Source organism: Alistipes sp. Marseille-P5061 (assembly GCF_900290115.1).
GTDB classification, from domain to species: domain Bacteria; phylum Bacteroidota; class Bacteroidia; order Bacteroidales; family Rikenellaceae; genus Alistipes; species Alistipes excrementigallinarum.
Window position 1 is genome coordinate 895884 of record NZ_LT985748.1, and the last position, 20480, is coordinate 916363.

Below are 20480 nucleotides of genomic sequence, written 5' to 3' on the forward strand. Positions count from 1 at the left end.
TTAGAGAAATTTATGTGCTGGTTTATTCTGCTTCGTCCGGCTCGAGCAGGCGGATGGGACGACGGCGGATCGGCGCCTCGGGATTCCGGGCCAACGGGGTCAGAAGCCGGTATTCGTCGCCCGTCTCGTCCAGTTCCAGAATCGTCAGGACGCAGTTCGCGGGTGAACGCATCTCCTCGAACTCCTCGACCGTCAGGTGGAACCACCGCATGACAAAGAGCCGGATGGCCAGCGAATGGGTAATCAGCACGCAGTTGCGGGGATAGTCTGGGTCGCGGAAATCGCGGTGCAGCGAACCCAGCAGGTCGTTGATGCGGTCGTAGACATCCGTGCCGGCCTCGCCGCCCGGGAAACGGTAGTAGAAGGCGCCATATGCTGTTCGCTCCGCCTTCAGCCGTTTCAACTCCCCGTAGGTGCGCAGGTAACCCCACTCCTGCTCCCGCAGGCGCGGCTCCTCGCTGTAGCGAAACTGGCTCCGGGGAAAGGAGCGGACAATATTCTCAAAGGTCGAGCGGGTTCGCCAAAACGGCGAGATGTAGAAATAGACCGATTCGTCACCCAGCAACTCCTTCAACGCACGCCCAGCCTGACGGGCCTGCTCCACGCCCTTTGCTGTCAACTCGATTGTATAGTCGGGCTCCGTGGCGAATTTGCTTTCGTCGTTGTTCGCATGGCATTCGCCATGCCGGATCAGGATGATGCGGCGCGGTTTCATCGGTCTGGGTCAGGATGGATATATCAAATATACGGATTTTTGGCTGCCCATGCAACCTTTTCACACGAAAACAGTTGCAGGAGTGATTTTTATGCCTATATTTGTTTTTGGAACGATCCCCAATTTGGAAAATGGGCCGGAGGTCCTTTGGCATTCGATACACGTGGTTGGATTATTCGCAGTCTACTGCTTCGGCGGTATTGAGACAAAAGAAAATGGGTAGGCATAAGCCTACCCATTTTCTTTTCAGATACTATCTTTTGTTTAATATTATCGCGATAAATTAGGGACTGTCGTAAAAAGAATAAAAACTTTATAACGAATTGATTGCCAATGTAATATAAAATTTGTATCTTAGCTAAAGATAAAAAGAATACCTCCAATTGCCCTAGAAAAGCCAAATTTGGAGGTATCGCAAAAATTAATCTGCATGGCTAAGGTACAAAATTTCTCTGAAATATCACCCGATCTTCCTTTCACGGAGTTCGATTTTTATGAATTGTATAGGCGGACGTTCGAGACTAGCGAGCTGGGAAAAATCAGGAAGAGGCTGCCGCTTGGTGAGATGGCAGAGAACTTTGGACTGATAAGCAAGAGCATGAGAGCGAAGAAAGGGCGAAAAACATACTTCACCCCGGAGGGCAAGGTTGCGCTGATGTTCCTGAAGATGTACACAGGTCTGAGCAGCCCGAGGTTGATGGAGCATCTTAACGGCAACGTCCACTATCAGCTCTTCTGCGATGTGAGAATAGACCCGATGCATCCTCTGACGAACTACAAACTTCTGGACGACGTGTTTTCGGAGCTGGCCCGCGGGCTGAAGATCCAACAGCAGCAGGAGATACTGGCAAGAGCCTGGAAACCGTACATGAAGGACCTGGATACGATGTATACGGATGCAACCTGTTACGAGAGCGAGATGCGCTATCCTACGGATGCGAAGCTTCTGTGGGAAGGAATAGAGAAGTCATATGAGATAATGTGCACTCTGAGTGCCAAGCTGAATGTGCACCGTCCGAGGACGAAGTACGTAGACGTAGAGAAGGCCAACCTGTCGTACAGGAAGCGGCGCAGGCATACGAAAGTCCAGACCAGGAAACTGACCAGACGCCTGCTCAACCTTTTGGGGAAGATACTGAAGCAGACCCGCACACTGGAGAGGGAGAATGCAGGCGCGGAGAAATTGCTGACAGCCAGACAGAAGAGCGATATTGAAATCATCACAAGAGTGTACCGCCAGCAGAAGGCCCACTTCGAGAACAACAATCCTCGCGAGAGTGTCAAGGACAGGATAGTGAGCATCAGCAAGCCGTATGTGAGGCCGATCGTGAGAGGCAAGGAAGTGAAGAGCGTAGAGTTTGGTGCGAAGTGCAACAACATCCAGGTTGACGGACTCTCATTCATCGAGAAGCTGTCATTCAATGCCTTCAACGAGGGAACCAGGCTTACGCACTGCCTGAAGATGCACCGAAAGCTCTTCGGTGTGGACGCGAAGAAGGTCGGAGGAGATGCAGGCTATGCCGGCAGCGCCAACAGGGGGTACTGCAAGGATAGAGGAATACAGACGTCATTCGTCAAGCGTGGCCGTCCGTCCTTGGAAAAGAAAGAGAACGACATCATCCGCAACGAGCTGGCGAGGGTGAGGGCAACGAGGATGGAAGGCTCGTTCGGAACGCAGAAGGAACACTATGGCCTGAAACGCATCAAGGCAAGGACGAAGTTGACCGAAATCCTGTACATCTTCTTTGGCATCCACACGGCGAATGCAGTACAGCTCGTCCGGCGGGAAGTCAACGAAATTGCTCAGGCTGCCTGATGTTCGAGGTGAGTGAGAAACGGCCCTTTCACTGGAGTATTGGCTCCAGTTGGGTCCAAAAATGAAAAAAGGGGCTCCGAAACGGAGCCGAAAATATAAAAAGATGAGTTCGATCGGAAAAATTACCGGGACAGTCTGCCGATTGACTCATAATGACGGTATTAAACGACTGTCCCTAAATTAGCCAAAGAAAAAGGTCGGAGAAAATTCTCCGACCTTTCCTTTCCTTTTCTATTCATTCATTGAATAGAAAACATGAACGACAAAGTCACATAACTTGTTACCCAAACATTTTCTCGTCTATTAACTATTAAAACGGCAAACTATCGCACAAACAAATGAGTTTCCCAATATGGATCGGGTGCTTCGTTTTCAGAACGAGGAAGTGGGGGCGCCAATTCTCCGGGGAACAGCGAACACAGATAACCGGTATCATCCTGCATCGTAAGAATCAACTGACACATCCGCGTAAGAATAACCCGTTCCATACGCACGGTTCGTACCGGACATCCGTTGCGAATATCTTCGCGGATAGTCTGCTTTTCATAATCCGTCAGGGCTTGTTCTTCTACGACGTTTTGATTGCCAATATACTCTCCACAATCAAACGACAGCCGAATCCTTCCGTCAGATTCCGGTTGTGCGTTAATAAATTGCGACGGGAACAACATTTTCAATTTATCAACGACCATTTGAGGAGATGCAGCAAATGAAGAAAAGAATTTCGATCCCGGAACTAACAACTGAGCATCGATTTGCGTATCATCAAACCCCGCATCATGTAATTGCTTTCGAATAGCGCTATCCAACACCTCAAAATGAGTCAAGGAGTGATAAACGGCATCTGCTGGAAATATTATATTTTTCATAATCTATTCCGACGTTTATAATAATTTGACCAGATCCACCACATAAAGATCAAGACAACAACGCCAGATAATACTGCTGCAATCCAACGATATGGACAACTTCCTGACGAAATTCCAAGGATCTCGCTGACAAGCGACGTGCCGTCGTACAGGGCAGATAATACCGTCAATATTGTCAATATGGAAAGCAATTTCCCAAAACGGCGTTCATTCAAAGACTCTTGCCGCTCCGCCTCCTGGACAAGATAATGATGGAGCTGTTCCCTCTCCGATGCAATCTCCAACCCTGTGTCGATTGCTTGATATATCATTTGGGGCAAAAAGTTGTAGGATATGTTAGAGAATGCATACCAATGCTCTTGCTCTTTCATCTGATGCAAAAGATTCTCACATTTGCCATTTGCCACATCAGACCGGAATTGATTATTAACTACGAAAAGCAAGGTCTTTTGATAATAGGCATGAATATAAATCAATCTAAAATAACTGTCGTGCCAATGCTTCATATCTGTACATTCTCCATCTTTCCGTATTACGGTAAGACTATCGAATAAAGCCAAAGCCTTCCAATTCCGGAAAGCAGATATGGTATTGTTGGCCATAATATGCTCAAAATAGTCCTGTGAAGGAGATAGATTGCTTTTAGGGTCATTGACGCAACCAATTGGGCTCATGGAACCCAATTCGTATAAGAATTCATCCGACAAATCGCTTACTCTGAATATCTGAAACGCTTTCAGTTTGTTTCCGGTACAAGTCAAGTCTGCATATCGAGGCACATGCACCACCCGTTCACCATCAACTACCTCGCATATTTTCAGAAGCGGAGTTATTGCTTTAATATATTCTGGAGCATTGTCGTGCATTGACCACGATTTCGGATCAGATGGACGAGGTTCATAATATTCATTGACTCCTCGCAATAGGTTATGTGCAAATGTCAATTTGTCGGGATCACAGCCTGGGTCTTCACTAATCTCGATGGCAAAAAGACATATGTCATAAGGGAAAAAGAAAAGATGGAGACTGCATACCATAAAGTTCCACCCAATCTCACCAAAACGACGATGACGCAATTGACAATGAGTATTAATCTCCATTGTCAAATGGGCGGTGCCTTTATAAAAATCCTGAGGTTTCCGACCTTCTACCTCGACAAGAGAATCTATAAAACTTTCGTAGTAAATATTACATGTTGTTCGATACTTTTTGTCGTCCCAGATCTCACGTTTCCATCGCGAATCACTACGTTCAACATCCGACGCACTCTTTTTAGTATTCAAATGGCCGCATAGGTAGGTATGTGCACATTGTATCTCAATGTTCATATCTTTCATAAGCTGTTAATACAGAGGCTATCAAACAAATCAAAGTAATAATTGATCCGCAGTTTCAACTTGTAACTTCAAGTTTCATGAAACCCAACGGCAAAATAGGCTCTTTCCGCCCATCATAAAAGACACGGCGCGTCTTAATGAAAGGATATTCCCGATAGCGCCCCATTCGGTCTTTGCGAGCCTGAGCTAAAATATTTGCCCATTGATCCGGATCCTGCAACTCGGTTCGACGACGGCTCCAGGCTCCGGTCATGAAATTCCAACCGCTTCCATAACCGACACGTAAGACTGCAGAACTACCGTCTTTACAGGCATCGCATTCCGTGATCAGCTCCTCGATCTGCGGAAGATAATCGTTGAGTTCGTCTGCATCGTAATCTTGCCAGAAGTCCAGCTCCTCTTCGAGCAGCGAGCGAGTATGGGCTGTCAGACAACGGAACAATGCCTCGATGGAGGTCAACGCTTCCGGAATCTTTCTGACAATGGAAGCCATATCACGGAAATAATCGCTTTGACGATTGATCAGATCGATTTCGCATGTAGCGGGAGCGTCAGCATAAATACATTCAACGTATTGACGAGCTTTGTCATCAACAAGGTTATCTTTTGATGAACGAATGTTTAAATTAAGACAATGTCTTACAGTTGTAGAATCATTCTCAAAATTAGCATCTTTTACACGCAAAAAACGGAGCGATGAACTTTGGGGATTATATTTCTCAGGCGAGGCGAAAAAGCGATCAACAATTCGATTATTTGAGGGGCGAATGTTATCAAGAGCCAGTCTACGATCATCAGGATTTGAAGCTAAAACTGCCGTAACAATTGCGCCTTTAATCGAACTACCAGGAATACTCGCTGCTCCTCCGTTTCTAAACTGTTCACGCAATTCCGTCACTTGGTCAGAACCGCCGTAAAGAGACATAATACGGCTACAAATGGTTCGCAACTGGATATTAGGCTTTATCTTACAGAGTGTTGCGTAAATATCTTCTTGATTCTCAACCGCACGACACCAGGCGTCGATTCCGTTTTCTCCGAAGATTCCGTAAATCTTACGAGGATTAATTATCCCAAGTTTGTTACCGTCAGTGACAAACTCCTGATTGCGAAGGAGTATATTTCCAGAACCAACATGACAAGGAGTCAGTGTACTCAGCTTGCATGTTGTTCGTATCATCAGATTATTTTCCATGACTTTCCGTATATTTGAAAGGCAGGCTCATGGCACGTCCATCGCGCCAAACAGGATGGCAGTTCACCCCTTCCGGTCGCAAATCGACGACGACACCCTTGGGATTCGTTCCGACAAGGACTGCTCCCGGAGTAACCATCCAGACCTCATTTTTAACAAAATGGCGAAGCGCAGGGGTCGATGCGCCGGCCATGTAACCACCGCGCTTCAGAAGTTGATAACTACTGCGAGGATCCAAGCCACGCTCCAACTCTTCAGCCGAAGGTATCCACATCGAGAGCAGTTGACTGGCATCCGAATCCGGCGTTTGAATCGTTATCTCCCGGAAGTCGACCCGAAATTGGCCGTTACCCGTAGTCTTGCCCGTTCCGATGCCGACATCAGACAATACGTTCCACGTCGCACGGAATACCGCTTCATTGTCGGTTTGATATATAACGCCAAACTCCACGCCATCGCCCAGAAAAACACGATCAAAAAAATAGGGATTGGCGTCTCCTTCATGATGGCCGACGCAGACCTTCTGTTCAAGGGAATTTCGCAGCAGAAGAATCTCCTGGCCCCTGCCACAAGCGACGGCCGTGCCACAACGACTGATCATCGCCGGTTTGATCTCGAGTTTACCATCACGGGCCAGCTGTTCCCACAAGGGTTGTTCGATCCATTGCAGTCGCTTGAGCCGCTTGAGCATAGGATCGTTGCCGCGCACCCGAATACAACTTTTGTCGGGAGGAAGCGGCAGAAACAATCGCCCGCGCCATATCGGCATGGCGGAACTAACTCGGAAACTGTCAAGGAATCCACGAATATCCGCCTCACCCATCTCGGCTCGAATGCTGCACAAGGCTCCAGCTATCGTATCCGAATGCAAAATTGCAATACTTCGATCTCGCTCCTCTCCTTGTCCAATGCCAAGATGGAAGCCCGAATCAAACTGCAGACAGGCTATCTTTATGTTCTCGGGCATGGCTAATAACTTTCGACGGACTTCTCTTCAGTCCGAATGTTACGGAAAGCAATCTGCCCATAACCTCGTGAGCCGTTGCCTCCCAAGTAATCGTCCTCAAGCAGATGTATGGCTTTTTCAAGACTTTTACACAACTCCTCTTCGTTATCGTCGGAGAAGATGTTGAGAATAGCCTCAAAACGGAAACAAACGCCTTTGGGAACCCGCTCATTCGTTCGGGGATTAGCATGGGCCGTTATCCGGTCAATAGCCACTTCGGTTTTGGCCTCGGTCAGGAAAAGATCCGTATTGGCAAGGAGCTCAGGAGCGGTCGTCATCAGGGCATCGCGTACAATCACCCGCGATGGTTGAGAGGTATCGCCAGTAGCAGCCGTTCCGAAAAGATGTCCGCATGTCATTGATGCATCGCTGCAAGGCACAGCCTTGCCTTTTTTTTCGTCATACTGATACTGCCCAAGTGCAATTTCCAACAACGAACGCAATTTGCCTTTTAACGAACTGCCCGGGATATAGGGTTTCTGATCTATCGGATTGCGAACCACCAATTTATCTGGCCCGCCAATAGCCATTGCAAGATTGGTGCCACCAATATGTAAACCGCTTAACAGTTCGATTTCTGCTGTATATTTAATTTTTTTGATCAGTCTTTCCATCTCTAATTGTTTTAAGATTAAAATTATTCTTTGCCTCCGAATGCCTTATGGAAAGCTATAATCGCTTCAATCATATTTACCATATTTTTGAAGGTTCGTGCATCACACACACAGGGAGTCATTTTTTTATAGACCTCATATAAAAGAGACATATCCATATTACGCTCCTTGGCTCGAGCTGTTGCGTATGCAACCTTGGGACGAAGCATATAAAAATCTATTCGATTTTTTTCAAAACCTCTCGTTTCAATTCGCTTTAATTCTCCAAATATATTACGCACATATGATGCAGACATCCTTTGTTTTTGTAGATATTGGGCAGTCTGACTGCAAAAATCAACACCTGCATCATCTATACCTGTTGTTATCCATTCATCACGGAATAACGCTAGAATTTTTTGTTGTTCAATAGACTGATTACCAGCAGATGTATGCTTATTATAACTTGAGTTCAACTTATAAATGCAACTTTTTGGGTGCGGATAATAAGCAATAAAAACATTTATTTTTCAGAGAGGAAAGAGAGACAATGTCCCCCTTTCTCTCACTCTGAATGGATAAAGTTTGCTATCTTTGCTTTAATTGTCCGTCCAAAGAAAAAAAAGTTGCAGATGAGCAAACATATAACCGAGGAACAAAGGTATGCAATTTCTATGATGTTGCAAATACCGATGAGCAAAAAAGCAATAGCGGAAGCTATCGGAGTAGATAAAAGCACTGTTTACAGGGAGATAAAGCGCAATTGCGACGCCCGAAGTGGTAGCTATAGCATGGAGCTTGCCCAGCGAAAAGCAGACAGGCGCAAGCAGCAAAAACATCGCAAGGAAGTGCTTACACCGGCAATGAGAAAACGGATAATAAAGCTGTTGAAGAAAGGATTCAGCCCGGAGCAGATTGTCGGCAGGAGCCGCTTGGAGGGAATTGCGATGGTATCTCACGAAACGATATATCGCTGGATTTGGGAGGATAAGCGGCGGGGTGGCAAACTGCACAAATATCTTCGCAGACAAGGTCGCAGGTATGCCAAACGTAGTTCTAAAAATGCAGGGCGAGGATTTATCCCAGGCAGGGTGGATATTGATGAGCGTCCCGAGATAGTGGAACTGAAGGAGAGATTTGGTGATTTAGAGATAGATACAATTATTGGTAAGAACCACAAAGGTGCCATTCTTACCATTAACGACAGAGCAACAAGCAGGGTCTGGATACGCAAGTTGTCGGGAAAAGAAGCCATCCCGGTAGCTAAGATTGCAGTATGGGCACTGCGGAAAGTGAAAAACTTAATACACACAATTACGGCTGACAATGGAAAGGAGTTTGCAAAGCACGAGGAAATTGCGCAAAAATTGGAAATAAAATTCTATTTTTGCAAACCATACCACTCATGGGAACGTGGTGCCAATGAAAACACCAACGGGCTTATCAGGCAGTATATCCCAAAGGGTAAGGACTTTAGTGAAGTAACCAACAAACAGATTAAGTGGATTGAAAATAAACTCAATAATCGACCTCGTAAAAGACTTGGATACCTCACGCCAAACGAAAAATTTAAACAAATTATTAATCAGAATTCTGTTGCATTTGCAAGTTGAATTCAGCTAATTCCCTTTTCTCTGGTTGTCGTATGAATAGTAAGCCATAATTTATATTATATTTGTTTTGTTCTCAAATTTAGCTCTGCCAGACGAGCTGCTACAGACAGCAACTGTAAAGAATGGTATGGAGATGTGACTTTAGTTCCTCCAATAGACACTCCAGTTGCAATATCATTTATACATTGTTTTAAATACGTTACTGCTCGTGTGTTATTTTTGTTCCGTTCTGCCAGCCGATTAAAATCATACATAATCAACCAAATTAAACGAAGCGGAGAAACTCGTTGATTTTCGAAACTTGCATTCTCATAATAGCGCAACAATCGCGTGATGAACGATTTGTCCAGTACCTGCTGCTCAATCAATGTAGCCATGCTCTCTCCGGCCCGCTTCACGGCATCATACTCGACGTTCCAGCGCATCGGCACGCCGAATAGCGAGAGCGCATTCTTTGCCTCTCCGCGATAGTCGAACGATTTGGCAAGACTCTCCTCTTCAGCACTCAATTCAGCCGCCCGGATGATTGGATATTTGGCCGTCACGAGCGACATGCCGCCCGACACCCCGACCTCTGCATCCCGAAACGCCTTCTCGAACCGGACGTGAATCTCTCGGGCCAACTGAAGGGTCTGGGTCCATTCTCCGGCAATGAAAAGGTCGTCACCTCCGCTGTAAATGATGACCGTCGATCGGCTGAATCCATCGACCCAAAGGGTGTTGAGATCCCGCTTGAAAAAAAGATCGAGTCGTCGGCTCATGGCAGCATAGCGAAGCAGTGCATCCGTACCCTGTCCTAGTTCGCGGAACATCCGCCCCAGGTTGTCTACGTCCATACGTAGAATTCCGAGCCGCTTGAGGTCGGAATCGGTTCCGAGCAATTCCTCAAACGACTGGACACGAGTACCACATCCGGCCACAAATTCACAGCGTACCGGCACGGTAACCCGCGGCAGTTCATACGAATTGAAGAGCACCAGCGACGTCCCCTCCATCGTAAATGCAGCCACCTCACTTCGTCGAAGCAGATAATAGTAAACACCCAGCCCGCCGGGCTCCACCCCGTCCGTGCGGATCGACTGCGGAATGTGGCACACCGCCATACATTCCATCTGCGGAAGCCGACCGCCAAGTTCCACATAGCGGGCTGAAGACTCCTCAACAGGTCTCTGCGGAGAGAAGAGTAGCTGGCATTGTTCGGTCGTAAAACCGCGCAACGGTGCGTATTTGTCACGGTTTTTCCGATTCTGTAACTCCGACAGAAGTGACGACAGATCCTTTTGAATCGTCTGCCGTGTAGCTCGTACAGCATTCAGCAACACCAACTGCTCGCCATGGCAGGCAAAAACCCGCTGTCGGATCTCGTTAGCCAACGCTTCGAAACGGGCTTCGGTTTCCGCCGCATAAGGGATAAACAGACAACACGTTCCTCCCGAATTGTAAAGCACCGCAGCCCGTGTTAATCCGAACTCGGAGAGCAAGCGCTCTACTACGGCATCGAGCAGCAGATTCAAGTAAAAGGAGCGGCCCCGCAGGTTTTTGAGTGCTCCAGTCGAACGGACATCGTAGATGAAGCGCTGAATACCGTTCAAACTACCTTTTACCACAAGAAACTCGTCGCTGTCGGCCAGCAACATACGGCCCCGCAAGCGGTCATAAACCGTCTGCGAAGGATTGATTGTCGAGTGGAGCGGCGAAAGAAGTTTCTCGGCCAGCGTCATCCACGTATCGACCGGAGGCCATGCATCGTGGCTTCCGATAGCAACAACCTCCTCAATGAGCTCCTTTGCAACGGGCTTTTCCGCAGCCGCAAGCCACCTAGCAGGCGCATCGCCTGCATCCACCGGAATTTTTGCATCGAGCAGATGCTCCTCTTGCAGCGTATGAAACAGATGTTCGGTCATTTGTGTTCTTTTGTATAGGTCGACGGGATTTCCCTCCCTCTTCAATCTGTTGTTTCCTCTGATTACGTCCCGGTTAATCCTTGTTATAATGGATATGACTTACACCTATCGGCTGGAGATACATTCACGAAATTTAGTTGTAATCCTTGTTATAATGGATATGGCTACGCCTGTAAGGCGCAAGATACTGCATAGCAATCTGTTTCTTCGATTTTTAGTTGCAAAAAATACGTTTTTCGGAGGGGAACAACATATCAAAGAGCCATTTTTATATTACCTTCTGATTATCGCATTGTAGAAATATATTACTAAACTTCCTACAAATAACTTATCTTTCTCAAAGATAAAGTTTTTTTCGAAAAGAAATAGTTATACAATAAAAAATCTGTATTTTTAGATATAAATTTGTAGCATATGGCACGTGTATTGATTTCATTTTTAGGAACAGGTGCTCTAATAGGAGACCGATCCGCACGACAATATCGAGTGGCAAATTATCGTTTTGATGACTCTGATAAAGACTTCCGATATTCATTCGTAGCTGCCGCTATTCATACTAAATACCAGGTAGACAAAATCTTCCTGCTTGGCACTGTTCATTCCATGTGGGATGAGGTATATAGTTACTTTGGAAGCAAGAATAATCATTTTGACGAAAATATTTGGTGTGAAATCAGTGATTATTGTACCGCAGCCAATCATAAGAGTGAATTGACAATACCCCATATTGAGCATATTGAGGCGGCATTGGGTAATGGCTCGAAAGTTATTCCAATTCGGTATGGGCTTAATAGTCAAGAAATCCGCGAAAACTCCAATATCATTCTAGGATTGGAACATTATCTTGAGAAAGAGGACGAATTAATAATCGATATTACACATTCATTCCGTTCATTACCAATGTATGTGATGAATCTGCTTATATATTTGAGGAATGTCAGTGAAAAAAAGATTCGCATCAGTCACATCTGTTACGGTATGTTGGAAATGGTCTCCGAGTTAGGCTATTCACCCATAGTCGAAATGAAAAACATATTGGAAGCCAATGATTGGATATCCGGAGCATATAGTTTCCTGGAGTTTGGCGATGCGTATAAAATAGCAGAACTGCTTGGATCGATTGATGAGAATCTAAAACAAAAACTTGTGGAGTTCTCCAATGTTAAGAATCTCAATTATCTGGCAGCCCTCGAGAATCAATGCCAACAATTATTGTCTATTCGCAAGAATGAGCACCTGCCCCGAATTGCCCAAATGGTTATTTCGCCAGTTATTGAGAATTTTATAAAACAATTGAATATAAAAGCAGATGATTCATACAGGCACTCTAACTTTCAATATCATCTGGCTTGCTGGCAATATGACAACCACAACTATGCAGCAGCCTATATTTCGCTCAACGAAGCCATTGTAACACGAGCATGTGAAGAAGATGGCAGAGATCCTCTTGATTATGGCAGGCGCGAAAGTATGAAACATCTATTTGGCATTTTACGTCAACCAGAAGATCATAAGTCTGATGCAAAAAAAAGAATAGAAGCAATAATTGCGGACAAAGCAAATCTAACCGCTTATGCATATTTGTTCAAAGAGGTTTCGAGTAATCGCAACGCCATTGCCCATAACAGAAGAGGCGATGCTGACAATCCTCAGAGAATGATTGAGGATTTGGCAAACTATCTAAACAAGTATAAACTTTTGATATTCGGATAAAAGAATAATATGCTAATCAATGTATCCAATCATCCCCATGAGCAATGGGGAAAGGTACAAAAACAGAATGCTATTAAGCATTGGGGAGCTATCAAGGATATTGCTTTCCCTTCAATCAATCCTGAATTATCCCGAGAGGAGCTACTTCCTATGGTTGAAGATTTTTTCAACCAATGCCAAATCGAAGCTCTTAAATATGGTCCCGATACGGTCTTTCATGTCACCGGAGAGCATGTATTCTGTTTCCATTTAGTAGGACGTTTATTACAATCCGGTTATTCCGTAGTTGCGTCTACTACCGAAAGAATCATATCATATCAAGCTGATGGCGCAAAAATATCACGATTCCAATTTGTTAGATTCCGGTATTATTGATATGACAACTCTTCGATTAATGACTATTCAATTCGATTTACCCTTGCGGTATGATGAATTAGATTCCTTCCGTGGAGCTATTATTCAAGCTGTAGGTAAGGAACATACGCTATACCACAACCACAGTGAAAAGGGATACCTTTACCACTACCCCCTCATTCAATATCGAATTCTTAATGGTAAGGCCGCAATCCTATGTATCAATGACGGTATAGAGCAAATACAATTTCTTTTTAGCAGCAACTTTTTAATTGACCATATTTTTCTGAACAATATAAAACGAGGACCGCTAAGCGTTGAAAATGTCCGAATTAAAGAATTTTGCCTAAAAGAATTGGATGCGCCTATAGAATACCATATTAAACACTGGATTCCTCTCAATCAGAAAAATTACCAGACTTGGCAAGAATTAGAATCCAAAGAAGAACGGTTGGCGGAGCTTGAAGCTATTCTTACAGGTAATATTATTTCATTTGCAAAAGGTGTTAATTGGCAAATCGAACATCGTTTTTGGGTAACTATTCGACCAGGGTCAATCGTTATGGGATCTTATTCTTATAAAGGATGTCAAATGATTTCCATGACTCTTGATTTTCGGACAAATTTATCGCTCCCGTTAGGCATTGGACTGGGGAAAGATGTTATAAATCATGGCATATTATCACGCCATTTTAGCCGTTGAGCACGATTTTGAGTTGTCAAATATTGCTTTTTTCAATCATTGCGAATATAAGACCGCATAAAAAGTCTTCGAATCAAAGACCTTTGTATTATTTTAATTCATAGTAGAATTATCCAACAACTTTTACAACTGCTAGTGTTTCAAAAAGTGTGAGGGGAGGGCTCTCAGATCTTTTAGGTATGCAAATATAGTGATTCTTAGATTCAGATTAACATGCCGCAGGTGTTGATCTTATTTTTCTCTTTTCTTTTTCACTTTCAATTAGGGAATAATTTTTGATCCAGATCTATCTGTGGAACCGGTCTCAGGTAGGAGCATGGCTACCCGCATGCGTATGACCCATCGAAAGTCCTTCTGCAGACACACGACCCAATTCGTCGTATAGATCATCAACTGAATCCTTGCCTCGTAATTCAGATTAGGTAAAGCTGGCCTTGAATGCCTGATTATCGGCTAGTTGTCGAAAACTGCGATAATCGTGACCCCATTTCTCACAGAGAACCTGCCATTGTTCCCCAGGCTCTTCATCGTATAGCTGCAGTCTCCCGTGCGGAAGACCTGCCCAGATCCTCGACCTGCTCTTCCCTCCTTGTTGTCGTTGCACACGCGGCCCAGCAGATTGTGTTTTAGGTGTGTCGTACAGCATTGAAGCGTGGCTCCGGGGAAAGGAGCGGACAATATTCTCAAAGGTCGAGCGGGTTCGCCAAAACGGCGAGATGTAGAAATAGACCGATTCGTCACCCAGCAACTCTTTCAATGCGTGTCCGGCCTGACGGGCCTGCTTCACACCCTTTGGCGTGAGTTCGATTGTATAGTCGGGCTCCGTGGCGAATTTGCTTTCGTCGTTGTTCGCATGGCACTCGCCATGCCGGATCAGGATGATGCGGCGCGGTTTCATCGGTCAGGGTCAGGATGGATATATCAAATATACGGTTTTTTGGCTGCCCATGCAACCTTTTACACACGAAAACAGTTGCAGGAGTGATTTTTTATGCCTATATTTGTTTTTGGAACGATTCCCAATTTGGAAGACGGGTCGGAGGTTCTTTGGCATTCGATACGTGTGGATGGATTATTCGCAGTCTACTGCTTCGGCGGTATTGAGACTTGTAGCGCCGGTCCGGACCACAAAATTCGCTAATGAATCTAAATTCTACTGCTTCGGCGGTATTGAGACTTGAGAACGCTCGGCTGCGGAGTGCAGCAGGTAAGAATCTAAATTCTACTGCTTCGGCGGTATTGAGACTCATACGACCGACTTCTTCCAGAATAGCCCAGTGGAATCTAAATTCTACTGCTTCGGCGGTATTGAGACTTTTCTTTCGGAGTGCTCCTCAAGGCCAGAAGATCGAATCTAAATTCTACTGCTTCGGCGGTATTGAGACACTGTCGCAGTGATGAGGGTACCTACCGGAAATTCATATGAATCTAAATTCTACTGCTTCGGCGGTATTGAGACTTTCTGGCTAAGACGACATACTCGGCATTGGCGATATGAATCTAAATTCTACTGCTTCGGCGGTATTGAGACGCATTGAGCCTTTTCAGCTTGCGGGCTACTTGCCGAATCTAAATTCTACTGCTTCGGCGGTATTGAGACGCATTGAGCCTTTTCAGCTTGCGGGCTACTTGCCGAATCTAAATTTTACTGCTTCGGCGGTATTGAGATGGGAAAATAGAAAGAGCCAGAATCAATGTATTCTGGCTCTTTCTATTACTATACTATGGTTCCGTACAAGAGATTCTAACTTCCACTCTGAAATCAGGATCAGAATTGCATCGCATTATAAACTCGGAAAGGACGATAAAAAGCGGAGCAAAATCGGAAGGCATCTGCTTGCTTTTCAAAATAAAAGGTTATCTTTGCAACGTAATAGGAAATCGACCCCGTGAAACCCTGCAAAATGGTGCGGTTTTTCGGTGGAGCAACCGCGGGAGACAGTCCCTTTTGCCGAAATCCAATTCAAAGAGATACAGACACTTGATCGCATAGTTCGATTCCTGGTGGTACCACACGAAAGACCCGATTTCAACTTGAAATCGGGTCTTTTTGTTTTTCCGTACTGCTCTCGGCGGCAAAAAGAGTCCGGAGCAACCGGAATCCCCCACCACAGGGCAACTCTCCGGAACAATATCCCGGGCAGCGAACATCGGATAATGGCAGCGACACAGGCGCGGGCAAACAGGCGTAGGCAAACACCGCAGACAAAAAGTCTTGGACGAACTGGCGCGGACAAACGTCGCTGGCAGACAGGCGGATAAGCAGGCGAAAACAAATGCCGCGGACAGACAGGCCGGGCAGAGAGTTGCGGACAAATACCGGAACAAATCGCCGGAGGCAAATCGCCAAAGACGAATCGCCGGAGGGGGGCGAACGGGTGACTATGAATGCTTGTCGCGGAGCTGCTGCTTGAGCCGGCAGAGGTGCTGCGGCGTAATCTCCAGATAGGAGGCCAGCACGCGGTCGGTTACCGCCTCGACAATCTCCGGCCGATTCTTCAGCACGGCCTGATAACGCTCCATGGCCGAGCCGTTGATGAGCGAAAGCTTCCGCTCGCAGATGCAGATTTGGGCCGATGCCAGGCTGAACATCCAGCGGGCGAACTCGTCCGAGCCGTTGATGAACGAATAGAAGGTTGCACGGTTCATCCGCAGCAGTGTGGCGGGTATCTTGCAGGTTTCGGCCATCAGAAAGGCCGGTGCGTCGAGGTAAAACGAGAGCGGCGACATGAATATCGTACCGGGAGAGGCAAAGCCGAAGGTCGACTCCTTGGCGTCGTCCACATGGAAAAGCCGCACGATGCCGCTCTTGACGCAGAACACGTCGGTGCAGATTTTTCCGAAATCGATGATGCGGCGGCGCGGTTTGACCTGAATCTCCTCCATCGCCCCGAGAAAGCGCTCCACAAGGGCGTCGGAGGGCATGAACTTACACTCTTCCTTGACCAGTTGTTTCAAATCCTTGTTCATGCACGCAATATTAACCATAATCTGCCGAAAATGCAAAATCTGGAGGCATGAACTTAGGTTAACGATTTTTTGCGTATAAATCATTTACTTTGTATACGAAACCCATCTTAACATATATTACCTATGAAACAGCTTGCCCCAATGAAATTGCTGCGCTGCCTGCTGGCGGCAATGCTGACGCTCTCACTGACCTTCTGCTCCTACGACGACTCGGACCTTTGGAAGTCTGTAAACGGACTTTCGGAGCGGCTTGACCAACTGGAAAAGTCGATGCAGGAGGAGATTGACGCATTGAAAACCATCATCGAAAAACTCAACCAGAAGGAGGTCACCGTAGACTCGGCCGTGCAGACCGGAAACGGATGGACCATCACCTTCTCCGACGGCACGACCGTCACCATCGACATGAGCGGTTCGGGCGACTGGTCCCCGGCCATCATCGTCGTCGAGGAGGAGGGCGACTACTGGTGGGCCTACAAGAACCCCGAAGGCACCGTTGTCTTCCTGACCGACCAGGAGGGCAACCGCATTCCGGCCGCTGCCGTGGCGCCCCGCGTACGCATCAACCCCGAGACCGAAACGTGGGAAATCTCGGCCGACGGCGGAGTGACGTGGGAGGATACCGGCGTCGCAGCCTCGGGCGAAGACGGGAAGAGCCTCTTCAAGGATGTCCGCTTCGAGAACGGCATGCTGGTCATCGAGCTGATGGACGGCACCGTTGTCAACCTTCCGGTCACCCAGCAGCTGAGCTTCTCATTCGACACGGAGGGTCCGCTGGAGTTCTCCTTCGGCGAGACCGTCGCCGTCGACTACACCATGACGGGCGCCGTGAATACCCAAATCAGCAAGCCCGACGGCTGGAAGGTAGCCTTCAAGGAGGATAAAATCGAGATTACGGCCCCGGTCGAGGAGAACACCTTCGCCGAGACGGAGGGCAAGGTTTCGGTCATCGCCCTCTCGGCCGCCGGTCTGAGCGCCTACGGTGAAATCGGCGTCCGGATTGCCGCTCCCGTGGCGGATGCCGTCGACCTGAACGCCAACGGCGCCTATGCCAACTGCTACATCGTCACGCAGCCCAACACCACCTATCAGTTCGATGCCACCGTCATGGGCAACGGCATCGCTACTGCGGGTCTTGATGCCCCCGTCAAGTTGGAACCCAAGGATGTGATGGTGCTGTGGGAGACCGGCTCGGAGGCCGGCGGTGTCATCGCCAGCGTCGAGCTGACGAAGGAGGGCAAGGTGCTCTTCACCACCTCGGGAACCATCAACGGCAACGCCGTCATCGCCGTAACGGACGGCGAGCCCGTCACGGAGCCCTATCCGCGCAAGCGGGGCACCATCCTCTGGAGCTGGCACATCTGGGCAAACAGCGAGGTGAAGGATGTGGCCTGTACCAACGCCGAGGGTGAGCAGTTCACCATCATGGACCGCAACCTGGGCGAATGGACCCAGCCCGAAGGGAGCCTCTCCTCGTACGACGGCCTCAAGTACCAGTGGGGCAGAAAGGACCCCTACGTAGGCTTCAACAGCGGAGGCGCACTCATGGATGGTTCGGTCGTCTACACCGACACGGACTACCAGCCCATGGTGGGATACGCCACCTCGACCACGTCGGATGCCGCCACGCTGCAGGAGGCCATCCAGTATCCCGAGATGTTCTTCACGGGCACCTACAACAACATGTTCGACTGGTACGGTCTGGGCGGTTCGGACGATGCCGAGACGCTCACCCACCGCAACGACCACCTCTGGGGCAACCCCGACGAGACGGCCCCCGTCAAGACCATCTACGACCCCTGCCCCGAGGGATACATGGTGGCACCTCTGAAGGTCTTCACGGGCTTCACCGCAACGGGCGCTGCAGCATTTGACTCGTCGTCCATCCTCTCCGATGGTTCGTTCAACAACGGCTGGACCTTCACCAACGCCCACTCGTTCTTCCCCGCCGCGGGACAGATGGCCAACAATTCGGGTGTCCTCCGCCTCATTCCCGGCCCCCAGGGACGCGAAGGATACTACTGGACCTCGTCCGTTGACGCAGGAAGCTCGAAGATGGTCGACTTCAACGCCAACTACGTGATGTTCAATTCGAACAAGCGGGCTTCGGGCTGCAGCGTACGCTGCGTCCGGGTTCTCTGAGAGGCGACAATCGTAGAGGCCGGACATGCGGAAACCGGCCTACGCGAGGTGACGAAGGCCGGACGGGAGTCGCTCCCGTCCGGCCTTTGCCGTATGCGGGCAGGAACGAATCTTGAAGGATGGTCGGTTTTCGGGAGAATTATTCGTACCTTTGCAGCCCTACTGCCATACGACGCATGTACCGATTCGCAACATACAAGGAGCAATACCGTGCTAACCTGCGGCTGGCCTTCCCCGTCGTGCTGACCCAGGTGGGACAGATTCTCACCCAGGTGGCCGACAACCTGATGGTCGGCCGCTACGGCGGTGAGGACTCCACGCCGCTGGCCGCCGTATCGTTTGGCGGCTCGGTCTTCTTCATCCTCTTCATCGCGGCCGTGGGGGTCGCGCTGGGACTTACGCCCCTCGTCGGCGAGCTCTACGCCCGCAGGGAGCGCGAGCGTTCGGCCCGGCTGCTCCACAACGGCATCCTCTTCTACACGACGCTGGGCTTCGCCGTCGGAGCGCTGCAGTATGCCGCCACACCGCTGCTCTACCGCCTCGGGCAGCCCGTCGAGGTGGTCGACATGGCCATCCCCTACTACCACATGCTGGTCTACAGCATGCCCTTCCTGATGCTCTTCTTCGCCTTCAAGCAGTTCCTCGAAGGGGTCGGCAACACGCGCGTGGAGATGGCCGTGACGATTTTCACCAACCTCTGCAACATCGGCTTCAACGCCCTGTTCATCTACGGCAACCTCGGATTTCCCGAGATGGGGGCCGAAGGCGCCGGTCTGGGCACGCTGCTCTCGCGCGCCATCGCCCCGCTGCTGATGGTGGGCTACTTCCTCAAGCGCCCGCGCTACCGACTCTACCTGCGCGGCTTCTCGCTGCGCAGCCTCAACCGCCGCGACATCCGCTCGCTGCTGCGCATGGGACTGCCCATCGCCTCACAGATGTTCCTCGAATCGTCGGCCTTCGTCGGCACGGGCATCATGATGGGCTGGTTCGGCAAGGAGGCGCTCAGCGCCAACCAGATAGCCATGACGCTGGGCAACTGCGCCTTCATGATTGTCCTCTCGATTGGCGCGGCGACGACCATCCGCGTCTCGCACTGCTACGGGCGGGGCAACATCGGCGAACTGACGCTGGCCGCACGTGCCTCGTACCACCTCGTGCTGGCGTGGAACACGCTGGCCGCACTCTGCTTCATCGCCCTCCACGCCTGGATTCCCACCCTCTTCACCTCGAACAGCGAGGTCATCGCCATCGCCTCGGAGCTGATGCTCTTTGCGGCGCTCTACCAGCTGGCCGACGGTGTGCAGAACGTCTCGGTGGGCATCCTGCGCGGCATCCAGGACGTGCACATCATCATGCCCATCGCGCTGGTCTCCTACTGGGTGCTCAACCTGCCGGTGGGCTATCTGCTGGGCTTCACGCTCGGCATGGGGCCCTCGGGCCTCTTCGTGGGCTTCTCGTTCGGCCTCTCGGCCGCCGCCCTCATGCTGATACTCCGCATCCGACGCAGCGTTCACCGCCTGCGCACGGCCGCGTAAGGAATCGGAAAATTT

The 20480-nt window shown here is 48.8% G+C and carries 17 protein-coding genes and 1 CRISPR repeat array; of the genes, 7 read left to right on the plus strand and 10 right to left on the minus strand.

The window, feature by feature from the left end; translation table 11 throughout:
* Window positions 1-22: 22 nt before the first annotated feature.
* On the minus strand, window positions 23-715 hold the full coding sequence (locus C8267_RS03570; RefSeq protein ID WP_106633644.1) for a histidine phosphatase family protein: 693 nt from the start codon (window positions 713-715) through the stop codon (window positions 23-25).
* A 430-nt stretch (window positions 716-1145) separates the two neighbouring features.
* On the opposite strand from C8267_RS03570, the gene C8267_RS03575 reads away from it, so the two are divergent.
* A complete protein-coding gene (locus tag C8267_RS03575; protein WP_199792066.1) occupies window positions 1146-2531 on the plus strand; it encodes a transposase in 1386 nt (461 codons plus the stop codon).
* A gap of 323 nt (window positions 2532-2854) precedes the next feature.
* Here the strand turns inward: C8267_RS03575 and C8267_RS10840 are convergent, their stop codons facing one another.
* From C8267_RS10840 to csm2, 6 genes are all read right to left on the minus strand, one after another.
* Window positions 2855-3400 (minus strand): hypothetical protein, encoded by a 546-nt coding sequence (locus C8267_RS10840; protein ID WP_158699685.1) that lies wholly within the window; start codon window positions 3398-3400, stop codon window positions 2855-2857.
* A complete protein-coding gene (locus C8267_RS10845) occupies window positions 3397-4728 on the minus strand; it encodes a hypothetical protein (protein ID WP_158699686.1) in 1332 nt (443 codons plus the stop codon). Before C8267_RS10845 ends, C8267_RS10840 begins: the two co-directional genes overlap by 4 nt.
* A 64-nt stretch (window positions 4729-4792) precedes the next feature.
* Window positions 4793-5932 (minus strand): type III-A CRISPR-associated RAMP protein Csm5, encoded by a 1140-nt coding sequence (gene csm5 / locus C8267_RS03595; protein WP_106633648.1) that lies wholly within the window; start codon window positions 5930-5932, stop codon window positions 4793-4795.
* On the minus strand, window positions 5922-6899 hold the full coding sequence (gene csm4 / locus C8267_RS03600; protein ID WP_106633649.1) for a type III-A CRISPR-associated RAMP protein Csm4: 978 nt from the start codon (window positions 6897-6899) through the stop codon (window positions 5922-5924). The genes csm5 and csm4 overlap by 11 nt, the downstream gene beginning before the upstream one ends.
* 2 nt (window positions 6900-6901) lie before the next feature.
* Window positions 6902-7552 carry a type III-A CRISPR-associated RAMP protein Csm3 gene (gene csm3, locus C8267_RS03605; RefSeq protein WP_106633650.1) on the minus strand — a complete coding sequence of 217 codons (651 nt, stop codon included), beginning with the start codon at window positions 7550-7552 and terminating at the stop codon, window positions 6902-6904.
* Between the two features lie 23 nt (window positions 7553-7575).
* Window positions 7576-8007, minus strand: a complete 432-nt coding sequence (csm2, locus tag C8267_RS10850; RefSeq protein ID WP_158699687.1) for a type III-A CRISPR-associated protein Csm2 — start codon at window positions 8005-8007, stop codon at window positions 7576-7578.
* 156 nt (window positions 8008-8163) lie between these two features.
* Between csm2 and C8267_RS03615 the strand changes: the two genes are divergently transcribed.
* Window positions 8164-9144: an IS30-like element IS4351 family transposase gene (locus C8267_RS03615; RefSeq protein WP_106633652.1), complete on the plus strand. Its 981-nt coding sequence runs from the start codon at window positions 8164-8166 to the stop codon at window positions 9142-9144.
* Between the two features lie 56 nt (window positions 9145-9200).
* Here the strand turns inward: C8267_RS03615 and cas10 are convergent, their stop codons facing one another.
* Window positions 9201-11048 carry a type III-A CRISPR-associated protein Cas10/Csm1 gene (gene cas10, locus C8267_RS03620; RefSeq protein ID WP_106633653.1) on the minus strand — a complete coding sequence of 616 codons (1848 nt, stop codon included), beginning with the start codon at window positions 11046-11048 and terminating at the stop codon, window positions 9201-9203.
* Between the two features lie 414 nt (window positions 11049-11462).
* On the opposite strand from cas10, the gene csx2 reads away from it, so the two are divergent.
* From csx2 to C8267_RS10860, 3 genes are read left to right on the plus strand one after another with little or no spacing between them, the layout of a single operon-like run.
* Complete coding sequence (gene csx2, locus C8267_RS03630) at window positions 11463-12761, plus strand: TIGR02221 family CRISPR-associated protein (RefSeq protein ID WP_106633655.1); 1299 nt, start codon at window positions 11463-11465, stop codon at window positions 12759-12761.
* Window positions 12762-12770: 9 nt separating this feature from the next.
* A complete protein-coding gene (locus tag C8267_RS10855) occupies window positions 12771-13136 on the plus strand; it encodes a CRISPR-associated protein (protein ID WP_158699688.1) in 366 nt (121 codons plus the stop codon).
* Window positions 13137-13155: 19 nt separating this feature from the next.
* A complete protein-coding gene (locus tag C8267_RS10860) occupies window positions 13156-13818 on the plus strand; it encodes a CRISPR-associated endonuclease Cas6 (RefSeq protein ID WP_158699689.1) in 663 nt (220 codons plus the stop codon).
* A gap of 418 nt (window positions 13819-14236) precedes the next feature.
* On the opposite strand, the gene C8267_RS03635 is transcribed toward C8267_RS10860, so the two are convergent.
* Together C8267_RS03635 and C8267_RS03640 are read right to left on the minus strand one after the other, a co-directional pair.
* A complete protein-coding gene (locus C8267_RS03635) occupies window positions 14237-14716 on the minus strand; it encodes a phosphoglycerate mutase family protein (RefSeq protein ID WP_106633656.1) in 480 nt (159 codons plus the stop codon).
* A gap of 174 nt (window positions 14717-14890) precedes the next feature.
* Window positions 14891-15487: a CRISPR direct-repeat array (repeat unit 35 nt; unit sequence GAATCTAAATTCTACTGCTTCGGCGGTATTGAGAC).
* A 713-nt stretch (window positions 15488-16200) separates the two neighbouring features.
* Window positions 16201-16788 carry a Crp/Fnr family transcriptional regulator gene (locus tag C8267_RS03640; RefSeq protein ID WP_087362677.1) on the minus strand — a complete coding sequence of 196 codons (588 nt, stop codon included), beginning with the start codon at window positions 16786-16788 and terminating at the stop codon, window positions 16201-16203.
* A 141-nt stretch (window positions 16789-16929) separates the two neighbouring features.
* Between C8267_RS03640 and C8267_RS03645 the strand changes: the two genes are divergently transcribed.
* On the plus strand, window positions 16930-18930 hold the full coding sequence (locus tag C8267_RS03645; RefSeq protein ID WP_158699690.1) for a PL29 family lyase N-terminal domain-containing protein: 2001 nt from the start codon (window positions 16930-16932) through the stop codon (window positions 18928-18930).
* Between the two features lie 176 nt (window positions 18931-19106).
* Window positions 19107-20465, plus strand: a complete 1359-nt coding sequence (locus tag C8267_RS03650) for an MATE family efflux transporter (RefSeq protein ID WP_087362679.1) — start codon at window positions 19107-19109, stop codon at window positions 20463-20465.
* Window positions 20466-20480: the final 15 nt, after the last annotated feature.

Excerpts from the sequence above, each read along its gene's own strand:
- csm5 (WP_106633648.1), bottom strand. The coding sequence starts at position 5,932 with ATGGAAAATAATCTGATGATACGAACAACATGCAAGCTGAGTACACTG.
- C8267_RS10840 (WP_158699685.1), bottom strand. The coding sequence starts at position 3,400 with ATGAAAAATATAATATTTCCAGCAGATGCCGTTTATCACTCCTTGACT.
- C8267_RS03570 (WP_106633644.1), bottom strand. The coding sequence starts at position 715 with ATGAAACCGCGCCGCATCATCCTGATCCGGCATGGCGAATGCCATGCG.
- cas10 (WP_106633653.1), bottom strand. The coding sequence starts at position 11,048 with ATGACCGAACATCTGTTTCATACGCTGCAAGAGGAGCATCTGCTCGAT.
- csx2 (WP_106633655.1), top strand. The coding sequence starts at position 11,463 with ATGGCACGTGTATTGATTTCATTTTTAGGAACAGGTGCTCTAATAGGA.
- C8267_RS03575 (WP_199792066.1), top strand. The coding sequence starts at position 1,146 with ATGGCTAAGGTACAAAATTTCTCTGAAATATCACCCGATCTTCCTTTC.
- csm4 (WP_106633649.1), bottom strand. The coding sequence starts at position 6,899 with ATGCCCGAGAACATAAAGATAGCCTGTCTGCAGTTTGATTCGGGCTTC.
- C8267_RS10845 (WP_158699686.1), bottom strand. The coding sequence starts at position 4,728 with ATGAACATTGAGATACAATGTGCACATACCTACCTATGCGGCCATTTG.
- C8267_RS10860 (WP_158699689.1), top strand. The coding sequence starts at position 13,156 with ATGACTATTCAATTCGATTTACCCTTGCGGTATGATGAATTAGATTCC.
- C8267_RS03650 (WP_087362679.1), top strand. The coding sequence starts at position 19,107 with ATGTACCGATTCGCAACATACAAGGAGCAATACCGTGCTAACCTGCGG.
- C8267_RS03615 (WP_106633652.1), top strand. The coding sequence starts at position 8,164 with ATGAGCAAACATATAACCGAGGAACAAAGGTATGCAATTTCTATGATG.
- csm3 (WP_106633650.1), bottom strand. The coding sequence starts at position 7,552 with ATGGAAAGACTGATCAAAAAAATTAAATATACAGCAGAAATCGAACTG.
- C8267_RS10855 (WP_158699688.1), top strand. The coding sequence starts at position 12,771 with ATGCTAATCAATGTATCCAATCATCCCCATGAGCAATGGGGAAAGGTA.
- C8267_RS03640 (WP_087362677.1), bottom strand. The coding sequence starts at position 16,788 with ATGAACAAGGATTTGAAACAACTGGTCAAGGAAGAGTGTAAGTTCATG.
- C8267_RS03635 (WP_106633656.1), bottom strand. The coding sequence starts at position 14,716 with ATGAAACCGCGCCGCATCATCCTGATCCGGCATGGCGAGTGCCATGCG.
- C8267_RS03645 (WP_158699690.1), top strand. The coding sequence starts at position 16,930 with ATGAAATTGCTGCGCTGCCTGCTGGCGGCAATGCTGACGCTCTCACTG.